Annotated in this window: 17 protein-coding genes and 2 pseudogenes; 11 read left to right on the plus strand and 8 right to left on the minus strand. The window is 70.0% G+C overall.

The annotated features are described in order from the left end of the window. Positions 1-222 (minus strand): annotated as a pseudogene (locus tag MKL01_RS03795) (fasciclin domain-containing protein); the annotation flags it as partial. Positions 223-573: 351 nt separating this feature from the next. On the opposite strand from MKL01_RS03795, the gene MKL01_RS03800 reads away from it, so the two are divergent. Together MKL01_RS03800 and MKL01_RS03805 are read left to right on the plus strand one after the other, a co-directional pair. Further along, positions 574-804, plus strand: a complete 231-nt coding sequence (locus MKL01_RS03800; protein ID WP_243903902.1) for a hypothetical protein — start codon at positions 574-576, stop codon at positions 802-804. A gap of 564 nt (positions 805-1,368) precedes the next feature. Beyond that, on the plus strand, positions 1,369-1,866 hold the full coding sequence (locus tag MKL01_RS03805; protein ID WP_243903903.1) for an ABC transporter substrate-binding protein: 498 nt from the start codon (positions 1,369-1,371) through the stop codon (positions 1,864-1,866). Between the two features lie 471 nt (positions 1,867-2,337). On the opposite strand, the gene MKL01_RS03815 is transcribed toward MKL01_RS03805, so the two are convergent. From MKL01_RS03815 to MKL01_RS03825, 3 genes and pseudogenes are all read right to left on the minus strand, one after another. Beyond that, positions 2,338-3,054: a Crp/Fnr family transcriptional regulator gene (locus tag MKL01_RS03815; RefSeq protein ID WP_243903904.1), complete on the minus strand. Its 717-nt coding sequence runs from the start codon at positions 3,052-3,054 to the stop codon at positions 2,338-2,340. Positions 3,055-3,292: 238 nt separating this feature from the next. Next, positions 3,293-3,480, minus strand: a pseudogene (locus MKL01_RS03820) (IS3 family transposase); the annotation flags it as partial. A gap of 250 nt (positions 3,481-3,730) precedes the next feature. Further along, complete coding sequence (locus tag MKL01_RS03825; protein ID WP_243903905.1) at positions 3,731-5,155, minus strand: PLP-dependent aminotransferase family protein; 1,425 nt, start codon at positions 5,153-5,155, stop codon at positions 3,731-3,733. A gap of 211 nt (positions 5,156-5,366) precedes the next feature. Here MKL01_RS03825 and MKL01_RS03830 point away from each other — a divergent pair, with 211 nt between their 5' ends. From MKL01_RS03830 to MKL01_RS03865, 8 genes are all read left to right on the plus strand, one after another. After that, complete coding sequence (locus MKL01_RS03830) at positions 5,367-5,777, plus strand: RidA family protein (RefSeq protein WP_243903906.1); 411 nt, start codon at positions 5,367-5,369, stop codon at positions 5,775-5,777. A gap of 142 nt (positions 5,778-5,919) precedes the next feature. Continuing rightward, the gene (locus MKL01_RS03835; RefSeq protein ID WP_243903942.1) at positions 5,920-6,795 is read left to right on the plus strand and encodes a transporter substrate-binding domain-containing protein; all 876 of its coding nucleotides are present in this window, start codon (positions 5,920-5,922) and stop codon (positions 6,793-6,795) included. A gap of 13 nt (positions 6,796-6,808) precedes the next feature. Beyond that, a complete protein-coding gene (locus tag MKL01_RS03840; protein ID WP_243903907.1) occupies positions 6,809-7,462 on the plus strand; it encodes an amino acid ABC transporter permease in 654 nt (217 codons plus the stop codon). After that, positions 7,459-8,115, plus strand: a complete 657-nt coding sequence (locus MKL01_RS03845) for an amino acid ABC transporter permease (RefSeq protein ID WP_243903908.1) — start codon at positions 7,459-7,461, stop codon at positions 8,113-8,115. Before MKL01_RS03840 ends, MKL01_RS03845 begins: the two co-directional genes overlap by 4 nt. A gap of 69 nt (positions 8,116-8,184) precedes the next feature. Beyond that, positions 8,185-9,033 carry an amino acid ABC transporter ATP-binding protein gene (locus MKL01_RS03850; RefSeq protein ID WP_243903909.1) on the plus strand — a complete coding sequence of 283 codons (849 nt, stop codon included), beginning with the start codon at positions 8,185-8,187 and terminating at the stop codon, positions 9,031-9,033. Continuing rightward, a complete protein-coding gene (locus MKL01_RS03855) occupies positions 9,023-10,246 on the plus strand; it encodes a DUF1116 domain-containing protein (protein ID WP_243903910.1) in 1,224 nt (407 codons plus the stop codon). The genes MKL01_RS03850 and MKL01_RS03855 overlap by 11 nt, the downstream gene beginning before the upstream one ends. Further along, positions 10,243-11,631: an FAD/NAD(P)-binding protein gene (locus MKL01_RS03860; protein WP_243903911.1), complete on the plus strand. Its 1,389-nt coding sequence runs from the start codon at positions 10,243-10,245 to the stop codon at positions 11,629-11,631. The genes MKL01_RS03855 and MKL01_RS03860 overlap by 4 nt, the downstream gene beginning before the upstream one ends. Before the next feature lie 19 nt (positions 11,632-11,650). Next, positions 11,651-12,094 carry a RidA family protein gene (locus tag MKL01_RS03865; protein WP_243903912.1) on the plus strand — a complete coding sequence of 148 codons (444 nt, stop codon included), beginning with the start codon at positions 11,651-11,653 and terminating at the stop codon, positions 12,092-12,094. 202 nt (positions 12,095-12,296) lie between these two features. Here MKL01_RS03865 and MKL01_RS03870 read toward each other — a convergent pair whose 3' ends face one another. From MKL01_RS03870 to MKL01_RS03880, 3 genes are all read right to left on the minus strand, one after another. Continuing rightward, on the minus strand, positions 12,297-13,538 hold the full coding sequence (locus tag MKL01_RS03870) for an ABC transporter substrate-binding protein (RefSeq protein WP_243903913.1): 1,242 nt from the start codon (positions 13,536-13,538) through the stop codon (positions 12,297-12,299). Between the two features lie 115 nt (positions 13,539-13,653). Then, a complete protein-coding gene (locus MKL01_RS03875) occupies positions 13,654-14,805 on the minus strand; it encodes a patatin-like phospholipase family protein (protein ID WP_243903914.1) in 1,152 nt (383 codons plus the stop codon). A gap of 329 nt (positions 14,806-15,134) precedes the next feature. Continuing rightward, complete coding sequence (locus MKL01_RS03880; protein WP_243903943.1) at positions 15,135-15,839, minus strand: GntR family transcriptional regulator; 705 nt, start codon at positions 15,837-15,839, stop codon at positions 15,135-15,137. 158 nt (positions 15,840-15,997) lie between these two features. Between MKL01_RS03880 and MKL01_RS03885 the strand changes: the two genes are divergently transcribed. Next, positions 15,998-16,981, plus strand: a complete 984-nt coding sequence (locus MKL01_RS03885; protein WP_243903915.1) for a ribokinase — start codon at positions 15,998-16,000, stop codon at positions 16,979-16,981. Here MKL01_RS03885 and MKL01_RS03890 read toward each other — a convergent pair. After that, the gene (locus MKL01_RS03890) at positions 16,956-18,035 is read right to left on the minus strand and encodes a helix-turn-helix transcriptional regulator (protein ID WP_243903916.1); all 1,080 of its coding nucleotides are present in this window, start codon (positions 18,033-18,035) and stop codon (positions 16,956-16,958) included. The genes MKL01_RS03885 and MKL01_RS03890 overlap by 26 nt on opposite strands. Between the last annotated feature and the right edge of the window lie 314 nt (positions 18,036-18,349).

Raw genomic sequence — 18,349 nt, forward strand, 5'->3', positions numbered from 1 at the left:
ACCCGGGCCGCTCAGGGTGTCGACCAGGCCCGCGGCCTTCACGGCGGCGACCAGGGTGGTGTGGTCCTTCGAATTGACCGCGTTCTCGACGATGGTCTTGTTGGCGTACATCGGCGCGCCGCCGACCATCGGGTTCTTGGCCTGCGCCGCCCCGGCAGCCGTGAGGGCGAGGGCGAGGGCGACGACCCGGGCCGCCGGGCCGCTGGTGAGTGTCTTGAGCATGCGTGGTTTCCTTCCCATCGGCCCTTCGGAGCTGGGCCTCGCCGCCCTCTACGAGGCCACCGCCCGGGAAGTTTCGCTCAGGTGATCCGCGCGGACGGCGCCCCACCGAGAGGGATGCCGCCCTGCGGTCCAGTCCGGTGCCCCGCGTCCTGAAACCTTGTCCGGATCGGATCCGTAAGGGCCGTTGACGCCCGACCGTGGGTGCATCGCGAAACCTCGGTGTCGCGAAGAGCGGACCTGTCTCAAAGTATTCGAACAGCAGAAAAATACCGAACTTCGGAACTTTGATGGAATGAATTCGCTTTCATGGGTAGTTCGGGCAAAAAGCCCGTCCTCATCGGGAGACATTATATGACGAATACGAAGTCCACCCTCATGGCGGCGATCCTGCTCGGCGGCCTCGCCTTCGCCGGCTCCGCCTCGGCTGCCCCGATGAGCCCGAGCGGGATTCAGACCGGCCAATCCGGCATCACCCAGGTCCGCATGATGCACGGCGACCGGATGATGATGAAGAAGCGGATGATGCATAAGCGGATGATGCGCCGTCACATGATGAAGAAGCGGATGATGAAGCGCATGTGAGGCCATCGCTTCCAGCGTCGAGGGGGGCTCCGTCCGGAGCCCTTCCTCCATCGAACGCTCTGCCTGATCGATGAGGTCGACGTCTTGACCCGGACCTACAGGCTCACGGCGGTGCCGTGCCCTTCGTATGCCGGATGCTTCCGCTGGGTCGTGTCGTCCTCGGACGGTCTTTTCTCCGAGCAGTCGATCTACCCCTATGCGACGAAAGCAGCCGCCATGATCGTGGGGCGGATCCGCATGGCCGATCTGTCCGCAGGCCGAACCCAATCGGAACGGCTTCGCCGGCGGCAGGATTGATCGTCGTCAGGTGCGCACCATCCTCGATGGCCGATGCGCGTCGAGGCACCGGCACCTCAGAACCGGGACGTGGCTCGGTCTCCCTGCCGGGACGGTCCTGGGACAGATATCCGCGGTGCGAGGCGCGCCGACGAGGGCGTTCCGACAATTGGTTAGGCCGGATTGGTTGAGGGCGATACGGTCGCGCGCTAGCTTCCTCTCGTCCGCCCCGAAACGGCGCGGACGCCGCCCGCACGCCATGCGGTCGATGCCCGGAGAGGAGGAGCCATGGACGCCCACGCGACGGCGGACCCCGGCGGAAGCCGATGGGGACCGCACAACACGGTGACGGTGGTCGATCCATCGCCCGTGAACTGGCTATCCATCACCTGGAACACGATGGAGGAAGCCAACCGGGTCGATCACGACGGGATCGGTCAACCGAGCCTCGCCGAGTCCTGGCGCTGGCTCGATGGCGAGACCCTCGAACTGACGATGCGCGAGGCCGTCTACCAGGATGGCGAGCCCTTCGACGCCAGGATGTTCAAGCTCGGCTTCGACAAGGTCCAGGAATGGACCAACCCGCACCCGCCCGGCGCCTTCCTGAACTTCGCCCGTGACGTCACCTGCGAGGCCGTGGACGACAAGACGGTCCGGATGCGCTTCCCGGGCGGCGATTCGGCCGCGGTGATGAAGCTGCGGGGCATGCACCTGCCCTCGACGCGCTTCTGGAACGAGTGGGGCTTCGTCGATCCGAAGACCGGGTCGGCCGAAGGCCATTGGTGAGTCATTGACGCGCCTGGTCCGTGGGGGACTGGCCCGTTCGTGCCTCGGCGTGTGGCGTCCCGCCTGGATCTGAACGCGGCCCCGTGGTCGGTCATGACGCCCTCGACCGCGATGCCGTGGCGTCGGAAGACGCGCGGCGCGTCCAACAGGAACGCGCGGGCGACCTCCGTCTTCATCAGCCGGTCGCGGTTGTGCGTGAACACCCTCGGGTGCCAAACGGCGGCGTCGATCTCCAGGCCGACGCCCTTCGGCAAGCTCCGGGTGAGGCCAGCGGAGCCGCAGGTTGATGGCGACCTGCTCCCTGAGCATGCGCCGGGAGCGCATCGATCTTCCAAACGCACCGATCTTCCAACCGCACGGAGCCGAACAGCTGGGCCGACCCCGCCTCCCGCCCGCGCATCGCTCAAACCCCGCGCCGACGGAGGGGATCGGCTCTCGAACCACGCCGGCATCGCCGTCTTCAGCAGCCTGCTACAGGTATCCCGCCTCGAACTCCGCGAGCTGACACAACCGTCGCGGCGCAAGGATCCGCAGGCGCCGTCTCCGCAGCGAGATCATCCCGTCCCGCCGCAGGGCCTGCAGCACGCGGTTCACATGAACGCTCGACAGACCGAGCGTATCGGCGAGATCCAACTGCGTCAGCGGCAGGTCGTACTGGCCGTCCGTGGCTTGGCCGATTGACCCCAGGCGCTCCAGCAACTCGCACAGGAGATGCGCCGTGCGCTCGAGGCCCGAGCGCATGCCGATACTGACCATCCACTCGCGAGACGTCGCCTCTTCCGCGAGCCTCGCGCGCTGCATGGCGAGCGTGATGACGGGATGCCGGCCGAGCAGGTCGAGGTAGGCTGCGCGCGGGACCTTGGCGACCTGGCAGTGGGTCAGGGCCTCGATCCCGTGGTCGAGCGGGTAGCCGTGGAGGGCGCCCCGGTCGCAGAGATCACCGGGGATCAGGTAGGCCACGATTTGGCGCCGGCCGGACGCGCGACGCTTATAACGGGCAGCAAAGCCGGCGAAGACGATGAGCGCGTGGTCGGCCACGCAGTCCTGCTCCACGAGGATGGTGTGCCGCTCTACCGGCCGGACATAGCCGATCAGGCCCTCAAGCGCCGTTCGATCCTGCTTCGTCAGCGAGGCGAGACTATCAAGCTTCCGTGCCAGAGGGCAGACCGCGCTGGCCTCCTCCTGCACCGGAGGCGGGCGCCGCGGCACGCGTGCGGACCTGGAGTTGATGGAATCCATCACGGTGATTGGGACGAATGTCTCCATCGACTTTCCTCCAGGATGGTCGCCCCATTCTCCCGTCGCCGCGGGGTGAGTACATCCGGCCCGTCCCTTAGGGTACCTCCCATCCGGGCCCTTTCGATCGCCCTTCTCCGGTCGGCCGTCGCTGGGGCAAGCCGCACCATGGACCTGCTTCGGTTGAGGGGAGCGGGCTTTGCTGTGCGGTGCCGCTCTCGAACTCGGCGGGGCTTGGAAAGCCGAGCGCCGAGTGACGGCAACGGGGCCTCTGGAAGCCGTCGCTGTAACGGGCCGGCGCGATGCGAGCCGCTCGACCACCGCGGTGTCAGAGCAATTCCCCTTGCCGGACATCGAGATCACGATGCCGTTTCCTCGTCAATGCGCTTCGTCGGATGATGGTTTTGTTGAACGCTCCAACCGGAAGCACTGCAGACGGGACCGCAACGCCCGTTCCTGCACCACCCCTGGCCCCTCCCCACCAGGAGGAGGGGAAATGCGTTGCGCGTCAGGTCTTTGCCGCTGGGCGGCCCTGGCGTGTAAATACGCGAGCCCGCACGCGAGAGCGGATTCGTCCCTCGTGCGGCACGGTCATCGACCACGGTGCATCCCGATCGGAATCATGCACCTAACGCAGCGCTCGTCCTCTGACACATCCTGTGCTGGATTGGGCGAGCGTCCCTGCAAGGCGACGGAGCGCCCAGGTCAAGGCGGCCCGATCGGGCGCGCCGTTCAGACATATGCGGACCGCGTCGGATCGGTTGCGTATCCCCACCTCGAACATCGAACACGGCGTGACGCCGACACCGGCCGCCTCGGCCGCGCGCGTGAAGGTCTCGGCCGACCAGCCGTTCGTCAATTTCATCCAGACGTTGAATGAATCCGGACGCGTGATCAGGCTGGGCTCCGGCAGGCACGCACCGACGATTCCCTGACGCGCGCCGATCTCGCGCCGCACCGATCCGATGACGCCGTCCATGATCGGCGACGCGACGAGGCGGGCGGCCCATTCGGCGGTCAGGGGCGAGGCCATCAGCGTCGTGGCCCGCAGGGCGACCCCGAGCGCAGGCGCGGCATGGCGCGGCATGCACAGCATCCCGATCCGCAGGCCCGGGCCGACGATCTTCGACAGGCTGGTGACGTAGACGGACCGCTCGGGGTCGAGGGCGGCGAAGGGCAGTTCGGGCGTCTCCGGCATGAAGCCCCAGACGTCGTCCTCGACGATCATCAGGTCGTGCCGCCGGGCGACCTCCAGGATCTCCCGGCGCCGCCCGGCCGGCATCGTCGCGGTCGTCGGGTTGTGCAGCGTCGGCGTGCAGAACAGGACCTTCGCCCCGGTGCGCCTGCAGGCGATGTCGAGGTACTCGGGCATGAGCCCCTGGCGGTCCATGCGCACGCCGAGGAGCGTTCTGCCCATCATGCCGGCGGCCGAACGCAGGCCATAGAAGGTCAGTTCTTCCGTGAGCACGGAGTCGCCGGGCTGGGAGAGGGCGGCCATCGCCAGCGCGAGCCCGTGCTGGCCGCCGCAGGTGATCATCACGTCGACGGCGGGTCGATCGAGCCCGAAGCGGGCGAGCCAGGCGGCCGCGGCTTGCCTGTGCGCCGGGAGCCCGGCATCGATCTGCCGCGCGAGAAGGGGACCGAGATCCATCGCCGCCGCCGCCTCCCGGACGATGTCGGCCACCGCCGGGTGCAGCGGAGCCCGGTCGGGGAAGTTGTGCGAGAGGTCCACGAACGTCTCGGGCGCGGAGTGGTCCCAGAGGGAGCGCGGGCCGTCCGCCCGCTCCGGGCGCGCGATGAACGTGCCCCGCCCGACCTCGCCGGACACGAGGCCGCTCTCCTGCATCGTGGCGTAGGCTTGCCCGACCGTTCCGAGATTGACGCCGAGGCGGCGCGCGAGGTCGCGCTGAGGCGGCAGACGGTCGCCGGGGCGGAGGTATCCGGTCTCCACCGCCGTCTCCACCGCCTGGACGATCGCCCTGTAGCGCGGTCCCGCGATGGCGGCCACCGCCGTCTCCCAGGCGATCGCATCCGTGCCTCTGCTGTCCACCATCCGGAACTCCGCACCGATTGTCTCGGCGATTGTCTGGGTCTGCGCTGCAAACAGGCGGGTGCGGGCGGCATTTGTCATGCCATTGTGCGCCTCGAAACCGCGCCGCCGGTGATCCGGCCGCCGCGTGGCTCATGGATTGTCCTGGCCCGGGCCTTGCTGATCCAGGTGGCGAGCGGCGCTCCAGGCCGCCCGAGCCGGATCGCGATCTTCGATGCCTCAGCCCGACGCCACCCTGTTCCACATGATCGCGGGCGCGCCGCCGCCGGTGGCGCCCTTCAGCCACGCCGTCGAGACCGGCGGCTTCGTGTTCGTCACCGGGCAGATGCCGGACAGCCCGGAGAGTCCCGGCGTGCTGCCCGAGGGCATCGCGGCGCAGACGCGCAACGTCATGAGCAATCTCGTGACCGTGCTGAAGGGTCTCGGCCTCGGACTTCCGGACGTCCTGATGGTGCGGGCCTACCTCACGCATTTCGCGGAGGATTATGCGGCCTTCAACGAGGCCTACCGGGCCCACTTCCCGGCCGATCGCCTGCCCGCGCGCACCTGCGTCGGCGTCACCGGTCTCGCCTACGAGGCCCGGGTCGAGATCGATTTCGTCGCCCGGCGGCCTCCGGGCGCCTGAGGGCCCGAGCTTGGGCATCATCCCCGGAGGCAGCCCCCGGCTCTCGCAAAAAAGATGATGCCAGAACAACGACTTGGAGCATCGGACCGGTTTCGTTTCCCGGGTCGATGCTCCCGACCCTTCATCGGAGGACACGGTGACCATGCCCACGCAGATCGACGTGCATCCGCGGCAGGCCGCAATCGTCCGGCGAGCTCCGGCGCGCCGCGCGCTGCTCGGCGCCGCCCTTTGTCTCGCCCTCGGGATCGGGCCGGCTCGGGACGTCCGCGCGGCCAGCCTCGACGAGATCAAGGCCCGCGGGACCATGAACGTGGCGACCGAGGACAGCTACAAGCCGTTCGAGTACGTCGAGAACGGCACGCCCATGGGCCTCGACCACGCGCTCCTGGCGGTCCTGCGCAAGGATGCCCCGTTCAAGATCGAGCAGCAGATCATCCCGTGGACCGGGCTCCTCGCCGGCGTGGCGGGGGGTAAATACGACGTGGCGCTCACCGCCGCCGTGATCACCCCGGATCGGGTCCAGAACCTGGACTTCACCATGCCGATCGCCGAGGCCACGCAGTACTATGCGGTGCGCACCGACGAGGCGCGGATCAAGGCGGTGCCCGATCTCGCCGGCAAGACGGTGGGCGTGCAGGCCGGCGGCGCCTCCTACGCCGCCCTCGCCGACCTGACCAAGACCCTGGAGGCGGGAGGGCTCAAGCTCGGGACCGTCGTCCAGTATCCGTCGTTCCCGGAGGCCTATCAGGATCTCGCCAACGGGCGCCTCGACTACGTGATCAACGGTGCCGTCAACCTCGCGAGCCTCGTGCGCGAGCAGCCCAAGCGCTTCCGCATGGGCACCGCGGTCGGCGCGCCGACCTACGCGGCCTGGGCGGTCGCCAAGGGCAACACGGCGCTGCTCGACTATCTCGACGGGTTCATGGCCAGGATCCGGGCCGACGGCACGCTCTACGCGCTCCAGGAGAAGTGGCTCGGCACGACCTTCAAGGCGATGCCCGACCAGCCGACCCGGTGACGGACGCGGACCCGTGACGTTCGACGACGTCCTGACGCTGCTCGCGGCCGCCTCGATCACCCTCGGCCTGTCGGTCGCGGGCATCGCCCTCGGCCTGCCGATCGGCCTCGGTCTGGCGCTGCTGCGGTCCGCCCGGCTGCCGGTGCTCGACCAAGCCATCGCCGCGCTGGTCAGCCTCGTCCGGGCCGCGCCGATCGTCACGCTCGCCCTGTTCGTCTTCTTCGTCCTGCCCGAGGCCGGGCTCGAGCTGGCCCCCATCCCGGCCGCCGTCGTCACCCTCACCCTGAACACGGCCGCCTTCGACTGCGAGATCTTCCGCGCCGGGCTGGCCGCGTTTCCCCGCGACCAGCTCGAGGCGGCGAGCGCCTACGGCCTGCGGCCCGCGACCCGGTTCAGACGCATCGTGCTGCCTCAGCTCTGGCGCGCAAGCCTCGGGCCCCTGGTCAGCGAGATGACGATCGTGCTCAAGGGGACGCCCGCGGTGGCGGTGATCGGCGTCGTCGAGATCACCCGGGCGGCCGGACGCATCGGCGCGCAGACCTACGAGCCGCTGCCGCCGTTCCTGGCCGCGACCGTGCTGTACACCGCCCTGATCGCCGTGCTGGTGCGCGGCCAGCGCTTCGCCGAGGCCAGGATCGCCCGGCGCTACGGCTACGCCGTCTCATGAGCGGGATCGCGACCGTCTGGAGCTACCGGGACGCCTTCCTGGCGGGTCTCGGCAACACGGCGGCCCTGGTGGGGCTGGCGCTGGTCCTGAGCCTGCCGCTCGCGGCCCTGGCGGCCGTCCTCCTCGTCGAGGCGTCCGCGCCGGTGCGCCGCCTCGGCCGGGAGGTGGTGGATCTGTTCCGCTGCGTGCCGTTCCTGCTCCTGGCCTACGTGATCTATTACGGGCTGCCGGAGATCGGCCTCCGGCTCGGGGCGTGGTGGGCCGGCCTCGTCGCCCTCGTCCTCTACAACGGCGCCTACTTCACAGAGATCCTCCGCGCCGCCGCCCTGTCGCTGCCCCGCGAGGCGGTCGAGGCGGGGCGCGCCTACGGGTTCTCGCGGGCGCAGCTCTACGGCCGGATCGTGCTGCCCCTCGTCGCCCTCGACGCCGGGCCGGTGATCGGCAACCAGATCGTCGTGATGATCAAGGACACGGCCCTGCTGATGGTCATCACCGTGCAGGAGCTGTCCTTCGTGGCGAACTTCGTCAACGCCCGGGCCTTCGCGCCGTTCGCCCCCTTCGCGACCGCGCTGCTGCTCTACTGGGTGCTGTGCCTCGTGGCGGAGGCGGGGGTGGGCCTCATCGCCCGGGAGCGGAGGCGCCGGTATGGCTGACAGGCCCGACAGGCTTCGCGGCCCGGGGGATCGTCCCGAGGGGCGGTTCCCGGCTTTCGGAGAGGGACGATGCGAATCGACAGTCTAGAGCATCGTCCCGGGTCCGGTTTCCGGGACGACGGGCGACGGGCCGCGCCGGACGCGTCCCCGGACGCTCCCGCGGTGTCGGCACGGCGGATCTGCAAGGCGTATGGCGGCACCGAGGTGCTGCGGGACATCGATCTCGACGTGGCACCGGGCGAGACCGTCTGCATCCTGGGCCCGAGCGGCTCGGGCAAGTCGACCTTCCTGCGCTGCCTCAACTGGCTGGAGGAGCCGAGTTCCGGCACGGTCCTGCTGGACGGCCAGCCGATCGGCCGGCTGCCGGGGCGGGACGGGCGGCCCCGTCCGATGAATGCGCGGGAACTCGCCGCGGCGCGGACCCGCGTCAGCATGGTGTTCCAGCACTTCGCGCTGTGGCCGCACCTCACGGCGCTCGGCAACGTGGTCGAGGCGCCGGTGCACGTGCTCGGCCGGCCCCGGTCGGAGGCGCTGGCCGAAGGCCGCCGCCTCTTGGAGCGCGTCGGCCTGGCCGAGCGCGCCGACGCCTACCCCCACACCCTGTCGGGGGGCCAGAAGCAGCGGGTGGCGATCAGCCGGGCGCTCGCGATGCGCCCGAAGCTGCTGCTGTTCGCCGAGCCGACCTCCGCGCTCGATCCCGAGATGGTGGGCGAGGTGCTCGCCGTGATGCGCGACCTCGCCCGCGGCGGCCAGACGATGATCGTCGTCACCCACGAGATGGCCTTCGCCCGGGAGGTGGCGGACCGCATCGTCTTCCTCGACGGTGGCCGCGTCGTCGAGACCGGTACGCCGGACGCCTTCTTCACCCGTCCGCATACCGAGCGGGCTCAACGCTTCCTGGCCCGCTATGCCCGCTGATCCGAACGCAGACCCCCGCGCCGCGGCGAACGCGCAGGCGCTGGCGCGCATTCTCGCGGCCGAGCCGGTGCTCGCCGGCATCACCACGGCGGGCGACGCGATGGGCCTCGCCGAAGGCGAACTCGGGCATGCCGGCGCGCCGTTTCCGTCGCCCGAGGCGATCCCGCACCTCGTCCTCAACGCCCTCGCGGGGGCCGCCGTCCACGAAGGCTGGGTCGGTACGGTTCCGGAGGCGCGGGCGTGGATCCGCGACGGCCGGATCCGGCTGCGCGCCAATCACGACCTCGGCACCGTCTCGCCGATGGCCGGGGTGGTGCGGCCCTCGCAGCGCGTGATGCGGGTCGAGAACCGCGCCGGGCCGGGGGTGACCTTCGCCACCCTCGCCGAGTCCGGGCGCCGGGCCCTGCGGTTCGGCGTCTACGACGCGGGTGCCGCCGAGGGGCTCGCCCATATCGATGACGTGGTCGCGCCGGCGCTCGACCGGGCGCTCCCGGAAGGCGGCCTGCCCGTCCTGCCGATGGTCGCCGACGGCGTCGCGCAGGGCGACGACGTGCATCAGCGCAACATCGGCGGCATGGCCGCGCTCGTGCGCGCCCTGCCGGACCTCGATCCGGCGGTGCGGTCCTGGCTGTTCGCCAACCCCCAGCACTTCCTCAACTACGCGATGGCGGCGGCCAAGCTCTGCCTCGACCAGGCCGACGGCGTCGCCGGGTCCAGTCTCGTCACGGCGCTGACCCGGAACGGGACGAGCTGCGCCATCCGGGTCGCCGGAACCGGGAAGCGCTGGTTCGAAGCCCCCGCGACCGTGCCGGTCGGCGGCTTCTTCCCGCCCTTCACGCTGGCCGACGCCCAGGCGGATCTCGGCGACAGCGCCATCGTGGAGGCCTACGGGCTCGGGGGCGCCATCGCGCACGCCGCGCCCGAGATCGCGCGGACGATGGGCCGCGCGTGGTCGGAAGCACAGGAGGACGGTCGGGCGATGCGCGCACTCTACCGCGGCCGGCACCCCCTCATCGCCCCGGCGCTCTGCGGCGCGGACGGGGTCGGGGTCGGCCTCGACGTCGCCCTGGTGGCGGCCGCCGGACGGCCGCCCCGGATCCATACCGGCATCGGCCACCAAGACGGTGCGACCGGATGGATCGGGGTCGGCGTCGCGCGCGCGCCGCTCGCCTGTTTCGAATCCGCGCTCGAAGCCCTGGGGACCGTCCGGTGACCGCTCCGGCGCCCCGGCTGCGCATCGCGATCGTCGGCGGGGGGTTCACCGGCGCGGTGCTGGCGATCCACGCGATCCGGGCATCCTCGGAACCGCTCGACATCGTCGTGCTGGAGCCCCGGGCCGAGCTCGGGCGGGGCGTCGCCTACGGGAGCGTGGACCGCAACCACCGCATCAACGTGCCGAGCGACCGCATGGACATCGCCCGGGAGGGCGCCGGCGCGGCGACCGCGTGGTTCCGCGCGCAGGGTGTGCTGCCCGATCCCGACAGCGACGACGGCACCGGCCGCTTCTACGTGCCCCGGGGCACCTACGGCGCCTATATCGGCGCCCAGCTCGCGCGGACCATGGCGGCGGCCGGGGATCGCGTGCGCCTGCGCCACCTGCGCACGATCGCCACGGCGGTCCGGCCGGAGAACGGGGGTTGGACCGTCCTCGCCGGGACGGGCGAGCGGCTCGCCGTCGACCGGGTCGCCCTGTGCTTCGGCCACGCGGTGCCGGCCCTGCCGTGCCCGCTCGGCCCGGGCGTGGCGGCCTGCCGGCGCTTCGTGCCCGATCCGTGGGCGCCCGACGCCCTTGCGGCCATCGGGCCGGAGGAGTCCGTCCTGGTCGTGGGCACGGGGCTGACCATGGCCGACGTGGTGTCGAGCTTGTGCGCCGGCGGTCATCTCGGCCCGATCACCGCGGTGTCGCGACGCGGGCTCCTGCCCAAGGCCCACCGCCGGTTCCTGACCAGCCTCGACGTGATCGGCGAGCACCAGCCCACGACAGCCCTGGGTTTGCTCCGGCTCGTCCGGCGGCAGATCGCTGCGGCGGACCCGGATCTGGGCTGGCATCCGGTCATCGATTCCCTTCGCGCCGTCCTTCACGACGTCTGGAATGGCCTGCCTCCCGCGGAGAGACGGCGCATCGTTCGTCGCCTGCTCCCGTTCTGGGAAGTCCACCGCTTCCGGATCGCGCCCCAGATCGAAGCCGCCCTCGCCGGGGCCCGGTCGGACGGCCGCCTCCTGGTCCGAACCGCCGCCGTGGCGGGCCTGTCGCTGGCCGCGGACGGCCGCCTGGAGGCGGAGCTGCGGAGCGGCCCCGCCTCGGAGCGCCATCGGTTCGACGCGGTCGTGCTCTGCACCGGGCCCGAGCGCGACGTCTCGCGCAATCCGCTCGTCGCCGCGATGCTCACCGACGGGACGATGCATCTCGACGCGGTCGGTCTCGGGATCGCCGTCGATCGCAGCAGCCGCGTGCTCGCCCCGTCGGGCGAACCCCGGCCCGGCCTCTACGCCTTCGGACCCATGACGCGGGGCAGCTTCGGCGAGATGACCGGTGCCCCCGACATCGCCCTGCACGTCGAGGCGGTGATGGCGGGCCTCCTCGAAGGCCGGACTTGAGACCGCAGGACACGCGCCGATGGATCAGACGAAGACCCACCACCACGTCCCCGACGCCGCTCCCCCGCCGCCGTCCTCGCGCTGGTCCCACGCGGTCGAGGCGGCCGGTTGGCTGCACGTGACCGGCCAGCTGCCGACGGATCCCGACGATCCCGGCGCGCCGCTCCGCCCGGGCATCGTCCCGCAAGCGGAGATGTGCTTCGCCAACCTCGGCCGTATCCTGGCGCATGCCGGATACGGTTTCGACGACGCGGTATTCGTGCGCATCTATCTGAAGGACTTCGAGCGGGATTTCGCGGACTTCAATGCCGTCTACGCCCAATACTTTCCCGACGACCGTCCTCTGCCCAGCCGCACGACGATCGGCGTGGCGGCGCTGGGCCGTAGCGCGCTCGTCGAGATCGATCTCGTCTGTTTCCGCGCGTGTCCGGTCCCGGGAAGTGGCGTGACGGATCGAGCCTGAGGCGGCCGGGGGCGCTTTCGTCCAAGCCTGCGGGACGGGCTCCCGGGCCTCCGGGCCGGCGCCTCGGCGCGTTGCCCCGGATGCCCCGCGGTTCGGACGGGCAGGTCCCGCAGGACTGCCCGCCGCCGCGGGCGGCCCGGTCGAGATCGGACCCTTCCGGGGCCGCCCGGCACCCGGCCCGACCCCGCCGTGCCGACGCCGGTCAGCGGACGGCCGTGGCCTTCACGAGCGGACACTCGCTCTCGGCGAGGGGCGGGTAGGCGTCCGCGGGCTTGATGGTGCTCAGCACCCGGTACACGTCCCAGGGCTCCTTCGACTCCGCGGGGCTCTTCACCTCGACGAGGTAGAAGTCGTGGACGAGCCGGCTGTCGGCCCGCAGCGTCGCGCCGTGCGCGTAGACGTCGTCGACCGGGTTCGCGCGCATCCACGCCAGCACCGTATCGGTGTCGTCCGTGCCGGTCGCCGCCACGCCCTTCAGGTAGTGGCTCACCGCCGAGTACATCGAGGCCTGGGCCTCGCTCGGCATGGCGCCGTGCCGCGTGTAGAACCGGCGGGCGAAGGCGCGGGTCTCGTCGTTGAGGTCCCAGTACCACGCCGTCACCGCGCGCAGCCCGGCGGCGACGTTCAAGCCCATGCTGTGCGTGTCGGTCAGGAAGAGCAGCCCGGCCACCGGCTTCTGGGGACCGCCGGTCATGCCGAACTCGGTCCACTGCTTCATCTCGGTGACGAGTTGCGAGCCCGTGCTGGCGAAGCCGATCGTGTCGGCGCCGGACGCCTGCGCCTGCAGCAGGTACGAGGTGTAGTCCGTCTCCGCCGTGGGGTGGAACGCCGCGCCCACGGATTTGCCCCCCGCGGCCGCGAGGAGCGTCTGCGAGACGGACACCATGTTGCGGCCGAAGGCGTAATCCGCCCCGATGAAGTACCAGCTCTTCTGGCCCTTCGGGACGAGGTCGCGGATGGGTCCGGCCACGAGATTGTAGGCGTCGTGGAGCCACGACAGCCCGGTGGGGACGCATTGCCTGCCGGTCACCTCGGTGGTGGCCACAGCCGAGTAGACGGCGATCCGGTTCTTCTCCTTGATGATCGACTGGATCGCCAGCGCCACGGCGGAGTTGCCGACATCGGCGATGAGGTCCACGCCGTCCACGTCGATCCACTTTCGCACGATCGTGGCGCCGATATCGGGCTTGTTCTGGTGGTCGGCCGCGATGACCTCGACCTTGATGCCCGGCGCGTGCCGCTCGAAGTCCTCCACCGCCATCCGGGTTGCGACCACCGATCCCTTGCCGGTCGGATCGGACAGGAAACCGGTCTGATCGTTGACGACGCCGATCCGGACCACACCGTCCGAGATCCCGGCGCCCGCCGCGGCGTGGCACCCGGCGGTCATGATCAGCAATCCGCCGAGCAGCGCCCGCAGATGAAGCTTCGACGTGCCCGGCATGCGTACGCTCTCCACGATGAAGGCCGAGGGGGATCTGCGTCCCGTCGGCCGAACCCGTTCCTGCGCGCGTGATCGCGCGCGGCCCGGCCCAGCGCCGTTGCAAGCGCCAGGCCGCTCACGGGCCGCCCGTGCGCCGCCGCTGCGTGCCGGGGCCGGCGTCCGCGAACCGGTCGGGTCGTGAGCCCGGCCGCGGGGTCGGGCCGTCCTCCGCGCGCCCCGGGGATGCCGGGTCCGACACGCTTGGTCGATGGGTCGCCACGTAGGTGAATCGGCGGCCGTCGGGGGCAGGGGCGGGCAGGCGCCGCAAGCCGTCGACGGCGTCCCGCACGCCCGCCGCCCAGCGGTCGCGGATCGAGGCGGGCGAGAAGTCGAAGCTCTTGGCGGCCAGCTGGTCCGCGCCGGCTTGATGGACGAGGTGCAGCAGCGTCACCGTCGGGCCGGTCGGATCGAGCCGTTGCCGCAGGTCGTAGGTGCGCGCGAGGCCTGCGATCGTCCGGCGCGGCGCGCTGGCGAAGATGAGGTCGTTGGCGCGCTCCAGCACCGCATCGAGGGATTTTGGGCGCGGCGCCCGCGGGCTGAACAGGTCCGACGCGATGCAGAGGAGATCCCGCTCGGGCTCGGTGGCGAAGACCGGGTCCAGGGGCAGGTTGTTGGTGTAGCCCGCGTCGCACAGGACCCGCCCGTCGATCTCCACCGGCGGGAAGGCGGGCGGAAGGGCGGTGCTGGCCAGGATGTGCTCGGGCCGGATCGCCTCGCGGGCGCTGTCGAAGTAGACTTCCTCGCCGCTCTCGATATCCACGCAGGCGACGGTCAGGCGCGTGTCGCCGCGGTTCAGCCGCTCGAAGTCGACGAGCCGGGTCAGGGTTCGGAGCAGCGGCGCGTTGTCGAACAGGGCGACGTCGTCGGGCATCCAGGGCAGGGCCGACCAGAGGCCGGGCAGGCGGTGACGGAAGATGTTCGGACGCCCCCACGCGAGGGCCAGGAGGGCGTGCAGGCCGTTGTAGACCTGGCGCGGCTTCAGGAGCGCGGTGGGGCTCGGTCCGGCGCCCAGCGTCGCCTCCTCCCAGAACTGGCCGAGCTTGGCGACCCGGTCCTCGGGCGCGTTGCCCGCGATGATGGCCGCGGTCACCGCGCCGATGGAGGCGCCGACGACCCAGCCTGGGCGATGGCCCCGGGCGTGCAGGGTCTCGTAGACGCCGGCGTGATAGGACCCGACGGCGTTTCCGCCCGCGAAGACCAGGGCGAGATCGCGTGTGTGTTCCGTCATCCGTGCTTTCGCGTTTGGCTGCTTTCCCGAGGCTCAACACCCGGTGTCACCGCGCGGGTCCGCCGCCCGGCTGCCGGGGGGCCCGGGTTTCTCCGACAGGGCGAGGCTGCCCGCGGCCGGGGCTTCGAAGTCGACGGGGGTCGGCGCGGTTCGGCGCAACCCGTCCGGATCCGACGCGGCGCGCCGCCGAGGCTTCTGGACCGGGATGCGCGGCGAGCGCGCCGGCGGCCGGGCAACCGCGCGCGCGATCCGATCGCGCATGGGAGCATGCCGCCGTCTCGGGACCGTATCCCCCGATCCGTCGAACTTCGCGGCGAACGCCGGAGAAACTAGGCGCTCAAGTTCAATCTGTAGCGGTAAACGTCTCCGCGAAATAACCCTTCGACGTATTCGATCATGACCGAATTCTGATTGTAGCTGTGCCGCTTGATCAGCAGACAGGGGAGGGGCGTCTCGAAGGCGAAAATCTCGCATTCCTCCGTCGTGGGCATGGTCGCCTCGACCGTTTGCTCGCACCGCACGAGCCGGCCGCCGTCATGCTGCGCCAGGAATCCGTAGACCGAACCCGACAGGTCGCCATTCTCGAGGGCGGGAACGGCCCTGATGTTATACCAGGCGATCTCGCGCGACATCGGTACGCCGTCGCCGGAGCGCACCCGCGTCAGCCGGAGGAACGGTGCCGTCGACGGCAGACCGAATATCGAGGCGATCGAGCGGTTCTCGGTGACGACCCGGTCCAGAACCCGCGAGGAGGGGATCTTCCCGAGTTCGCGCATCTCCTCGGTGAACCCCTTCAGGCGGTCCATACCGGGACGCACGGGCTCGGGATGACGGCGAACCAGGAAACCCGATCGCCCCCGCGGGACGAGCAGTTCGTCGTCGCACAGTTCCGCATAGGCCCGCTGAACCGTGACGCGGCTGACGCCGAGACGATCGGCCAGTTGCCGCTCCGCCGGCAGAACGACGCCGGGGGGGAGCGAGCCCGACAGGATCAAGTCGCGCAGCTGCTCCTCGATCTGTCGGTAGAGCGGCATCGCGGTATCGCCGCGCAGGCGCAGGACGGACAACACCGAGGGACGGTCACCGCCTGCGGAGTTGAGCCCAGCCTCGCCGTGGAGGGTCGGTTTTCCGGAGCGCACGTCTCATAAACCTCCGGTACACTTTCCCGACTCGAGCGAGACCCAGGTGCCTCATGCAGGTCTTCGTCGTCGGCAGCTTCGTGATCGCCTGCTCCGTCAAAGTAGCACGGTTGCCGCAAGCCGGAGAATCACTCGGCGGCTCGGCGTTTCTGGCCGAGCCCGGGGGGAAAGGCTTCAACCTTGCGCTTGCCGCGAGCCGGCTCGGCGTCACCGTCGACGGCATCTTCGCCATCGGGGACGACGTGTTCTCCCCGGTCGCCGTGTCGACCTTCGCCCAGGTCGGATTCGCGTCCGATATGCTCGTCCGTCGCCCCGGCTCGACCGGGGCCGGCGTCGCCTTCGTCGATCCCGCCGGCGAGAATTGTCTCGCCGTCTGTCTCGGGGCGAATTCGGCCCTCACGGCCGACGACATCGGCGGCTTCGCCCGCCGCCTCCGTCGCGCGGATCTCGTCGCTGCGACGTTCGAATCTCCGGACGCACCCATCCGTGCGGCATTCGCGCTGGCCCGGGAACATGGCCGGGCGACCCTTCTGAACCCATCGCCCGTGCGCGTGATCGACCCTTCGATCATGGCCAATACATCGATCCTGGTCGTCAACGCGGTCGAGGCGGCGGCCCTCGGCCTCGGCGACCCGAGCGTGATCGCCGACGCCAAGTCCCCAACGGACGCGATCGACACGCTTCTCGGCGACGGCCTCGAATTGCTCGTCGTCACGCTGGGGTCCCGCGGGGCGATCGCCTTCCGCCCGAACGCGCCGCCCTGTCACCAGCCGGCGTTCGTGGTCGCGGCGGTCGATACGGTCGGGGCGGGGGACGCCTTCACCGCCGGCCTGATCGCCGCCCTCCTCAAAGCCAGACCGCTTGCGGACGCTCTCAGGGAGGCCGCCGCGTGCGGCGCGCTCACCACCTGTCAGTTCGGTGCCCTGAGCAGCTTTCCGATCGAAGCTTCCCTCGAACGGTTCCTCGCAGAGCGTAGAGCCTTGGAACGACCCGATGGATCTGCTTTTTCTATCAACAATGCTTCGCGTGACTGCTGAACATCGATATCGAGGCAATGATACTCAGCAATTCGGCCTGCCGGCTCGTTCCGGTCTTATCGAAGATCGACGCGAGTTGGCTCCGGACGGTGCTGGTTCGAACGCCGACGCTCTCGGCGTAGGATTGCAGACGCAGCCCGCCTGCCAGCGCCCGCAGCAGTTTCGCCTCGGCCGGGGTGAGGTCAAACAGGAGATTCAGGAGGCCGTTGTCCGGCGCCGCCGGCGCACCGACCTGTCCCAGGATGAGGAGAACCGCGGACGCATCGAAAACATCGCCCGGATGTTTGTCGAAGCGGAAGACGTGGGCGATGAGGGCCCGGTCGCAGGGATTCATACGGACCGGAATGGACTGTACGAAGCGGTTGCCATTCGTGATGGTGTTGATCGCATCTTGCAGAAGCTTGCTGTTGATCAAGGTCTTGAGCGCGGCGCAATCGTCCTGGGCCAATGGCCGGGCCCCGGCTCTTTCCTGCAGAAGGGCGTTGGCGGCCAGGATCTGGCCGGAGGCGGTCAGAACCGCCGCCGAGAGCCCGATCTGATTCAGCGCGGCTGTCGTCAGGCGGGCCCGCTCGGAGCCGAATTGGGCGCCGAGCTGGCAGGCGCGAACCAGATGCGGTCTCACCGCATCGAGCTTCGGGACGATCTCGGCTTCGTGCGGACCCCTGTCGGCGCGCCGCTCGGCCGCAACGACCGCGACATCACCGGTGGGAAGTTGAATGATCGTACCGACACGCCAGCATGGCTTATCGAGGCGATGCGTGTCTTGGTTGCCGGACACGAAGATCTCATCGCTGTCGCGGACGAAGCCGGTATGCGCGCGCGGGCCCCAGCGCGCTTTGATCCCGCCATCCTCCACCGGAATCTGCGAGAACGGGAGTGTCGGCGGGCCCTCAAGCGTCGGGGATGCGATCCAACGGGACGGTCCGCTCGACGGGATGACCTTCAGCACGCTTCTGTCCGACGTCGCGTAATCGCCGACGCATCGGAGTACGTCCGGCCAGAGCTTCGGCGTGCCGGCGGCCTCGTAGATCCGTTCGATCAGCGCTTCCAGCACCAGCCCACCCCTGGATCGTCAGGATAAGACCAATATCAGTCCAAAACCGGCAGTTGCATCATCCATATGGATGACGCGACTCGTTGATGTGCGGGAGGCCATCCGCGGGCGGGCCGACGGCGCCCCGCGACTTGACCAGTCGAGACGCCCTCGGCGTATCGAGGGCGGGTCTTCCTGAGGCGCGTGATCCTGCCATCGAGGCTATGTTTCCCAATTTTTTATCCGGATCATCGTCACGAATGCCGGGGAATTCCGTGTTATTCAATAAATCATTCCGCCGCCGTCGATTGCAGACGGCGGCTCATTTGATCGAG

Source organism: Methylobacterium sp. J-070 (genome assembly GCF_022829385.1).
Taxonomy (GTDB): Bacteria; Pseudomonadota; Alphaproteobacteria; order Rhizobiales; family Beijerinckiaceae; genus Methylobacterium.

Coding starts and splice junctions, on each gene's coding strand:
- MKL01_RS03800 (WP_243903902.1), top strand. CDS start 574: ATGACGAATACGAAGTCCACCCTCATGGCGGCGATCCTGCTCGGCGGC.
- MKL01_RS03805 (WP_243903903.1), top strand. CDS start 1,369: ATGGACGCCCACGCGACGGCGGACCCCGGCGGAAGCCGATGGGGACCG.
- MKL01_RS03825 (WP_243903905.1), bottom strand. CDS start 5,155: ATGGTGGACAGCAGAGGCACGGATGCGATCGCCTGGGAGACGGCGGTG.
- MKL01_RS03830 (WP_243903906.1), top strand. CDS start 5,367: ATGCCTCAGCCCGACGCCACCCTGTTCCACATGATCGCGGGCGCGCCG.
- MKL01_RS03835 (WP_243903942.1), top strand. CDS start 5,920: ATGCCCACGCAGATCGACGTGCATCCGCGGCAGGCCGCAATCGTCCGG.
- MKL01_RS03845 (WP_243903908.1), top strand. CDS start 7,459: ATGAGCGGGATCGCGACCGTCTGGAGCTACCGGGACGCCTTCCTGGCG.
- MKL01_RS03850 (WP_243903909.1), top strand. CDS start 8,185: ATGCGAATCGACAGTCTAGAGCATCGTCCCGGGTCCGGTTTCCGGGAC.
- MKL01_RS03855 (WP_243903910.1), top strand. CDS start 9,023: ATGCCCGCTGATCCGAACGCAGACCCCCGCGCCGCGGCGAACGCGCAG.
- MKL01_RS03865 (WP_243903912.1), top strand. CDS start 11,651: ATGGATCAGACGAAGACCCACCACCACGTCCCCGACGCCGCTCCCCCG.
- MKL01_RS03870 (WP_243903913.1), bottom strand. CDS start 13,538: ATGCCGGGCACGTCGAAGCTTCATCTGCGGGCGCTGCTCGGCGGATTG.
- MKL01_RS03875 (WP_243903914.1), bottom strand. CDS start 14,805: ATGACGGAACACACACGCGATCTCGCCCTGGTCTTCGCGGGCGGAAAC.
- MKL01_RS03880 (WP_243903943.1), bottom strand. CDS start 15,839: ATGCCGCTCTACCGACAGATCGAGGAGCAGCTGCGCGACTTGATCCTG.
- MKL01_RS03885 (WP_243903915.1), top strand. CDS start 15,998: ATGCAGGTCTTCGTCGTCGGCAGCTTCGTGATCGCCTGCTCCGTCAAA.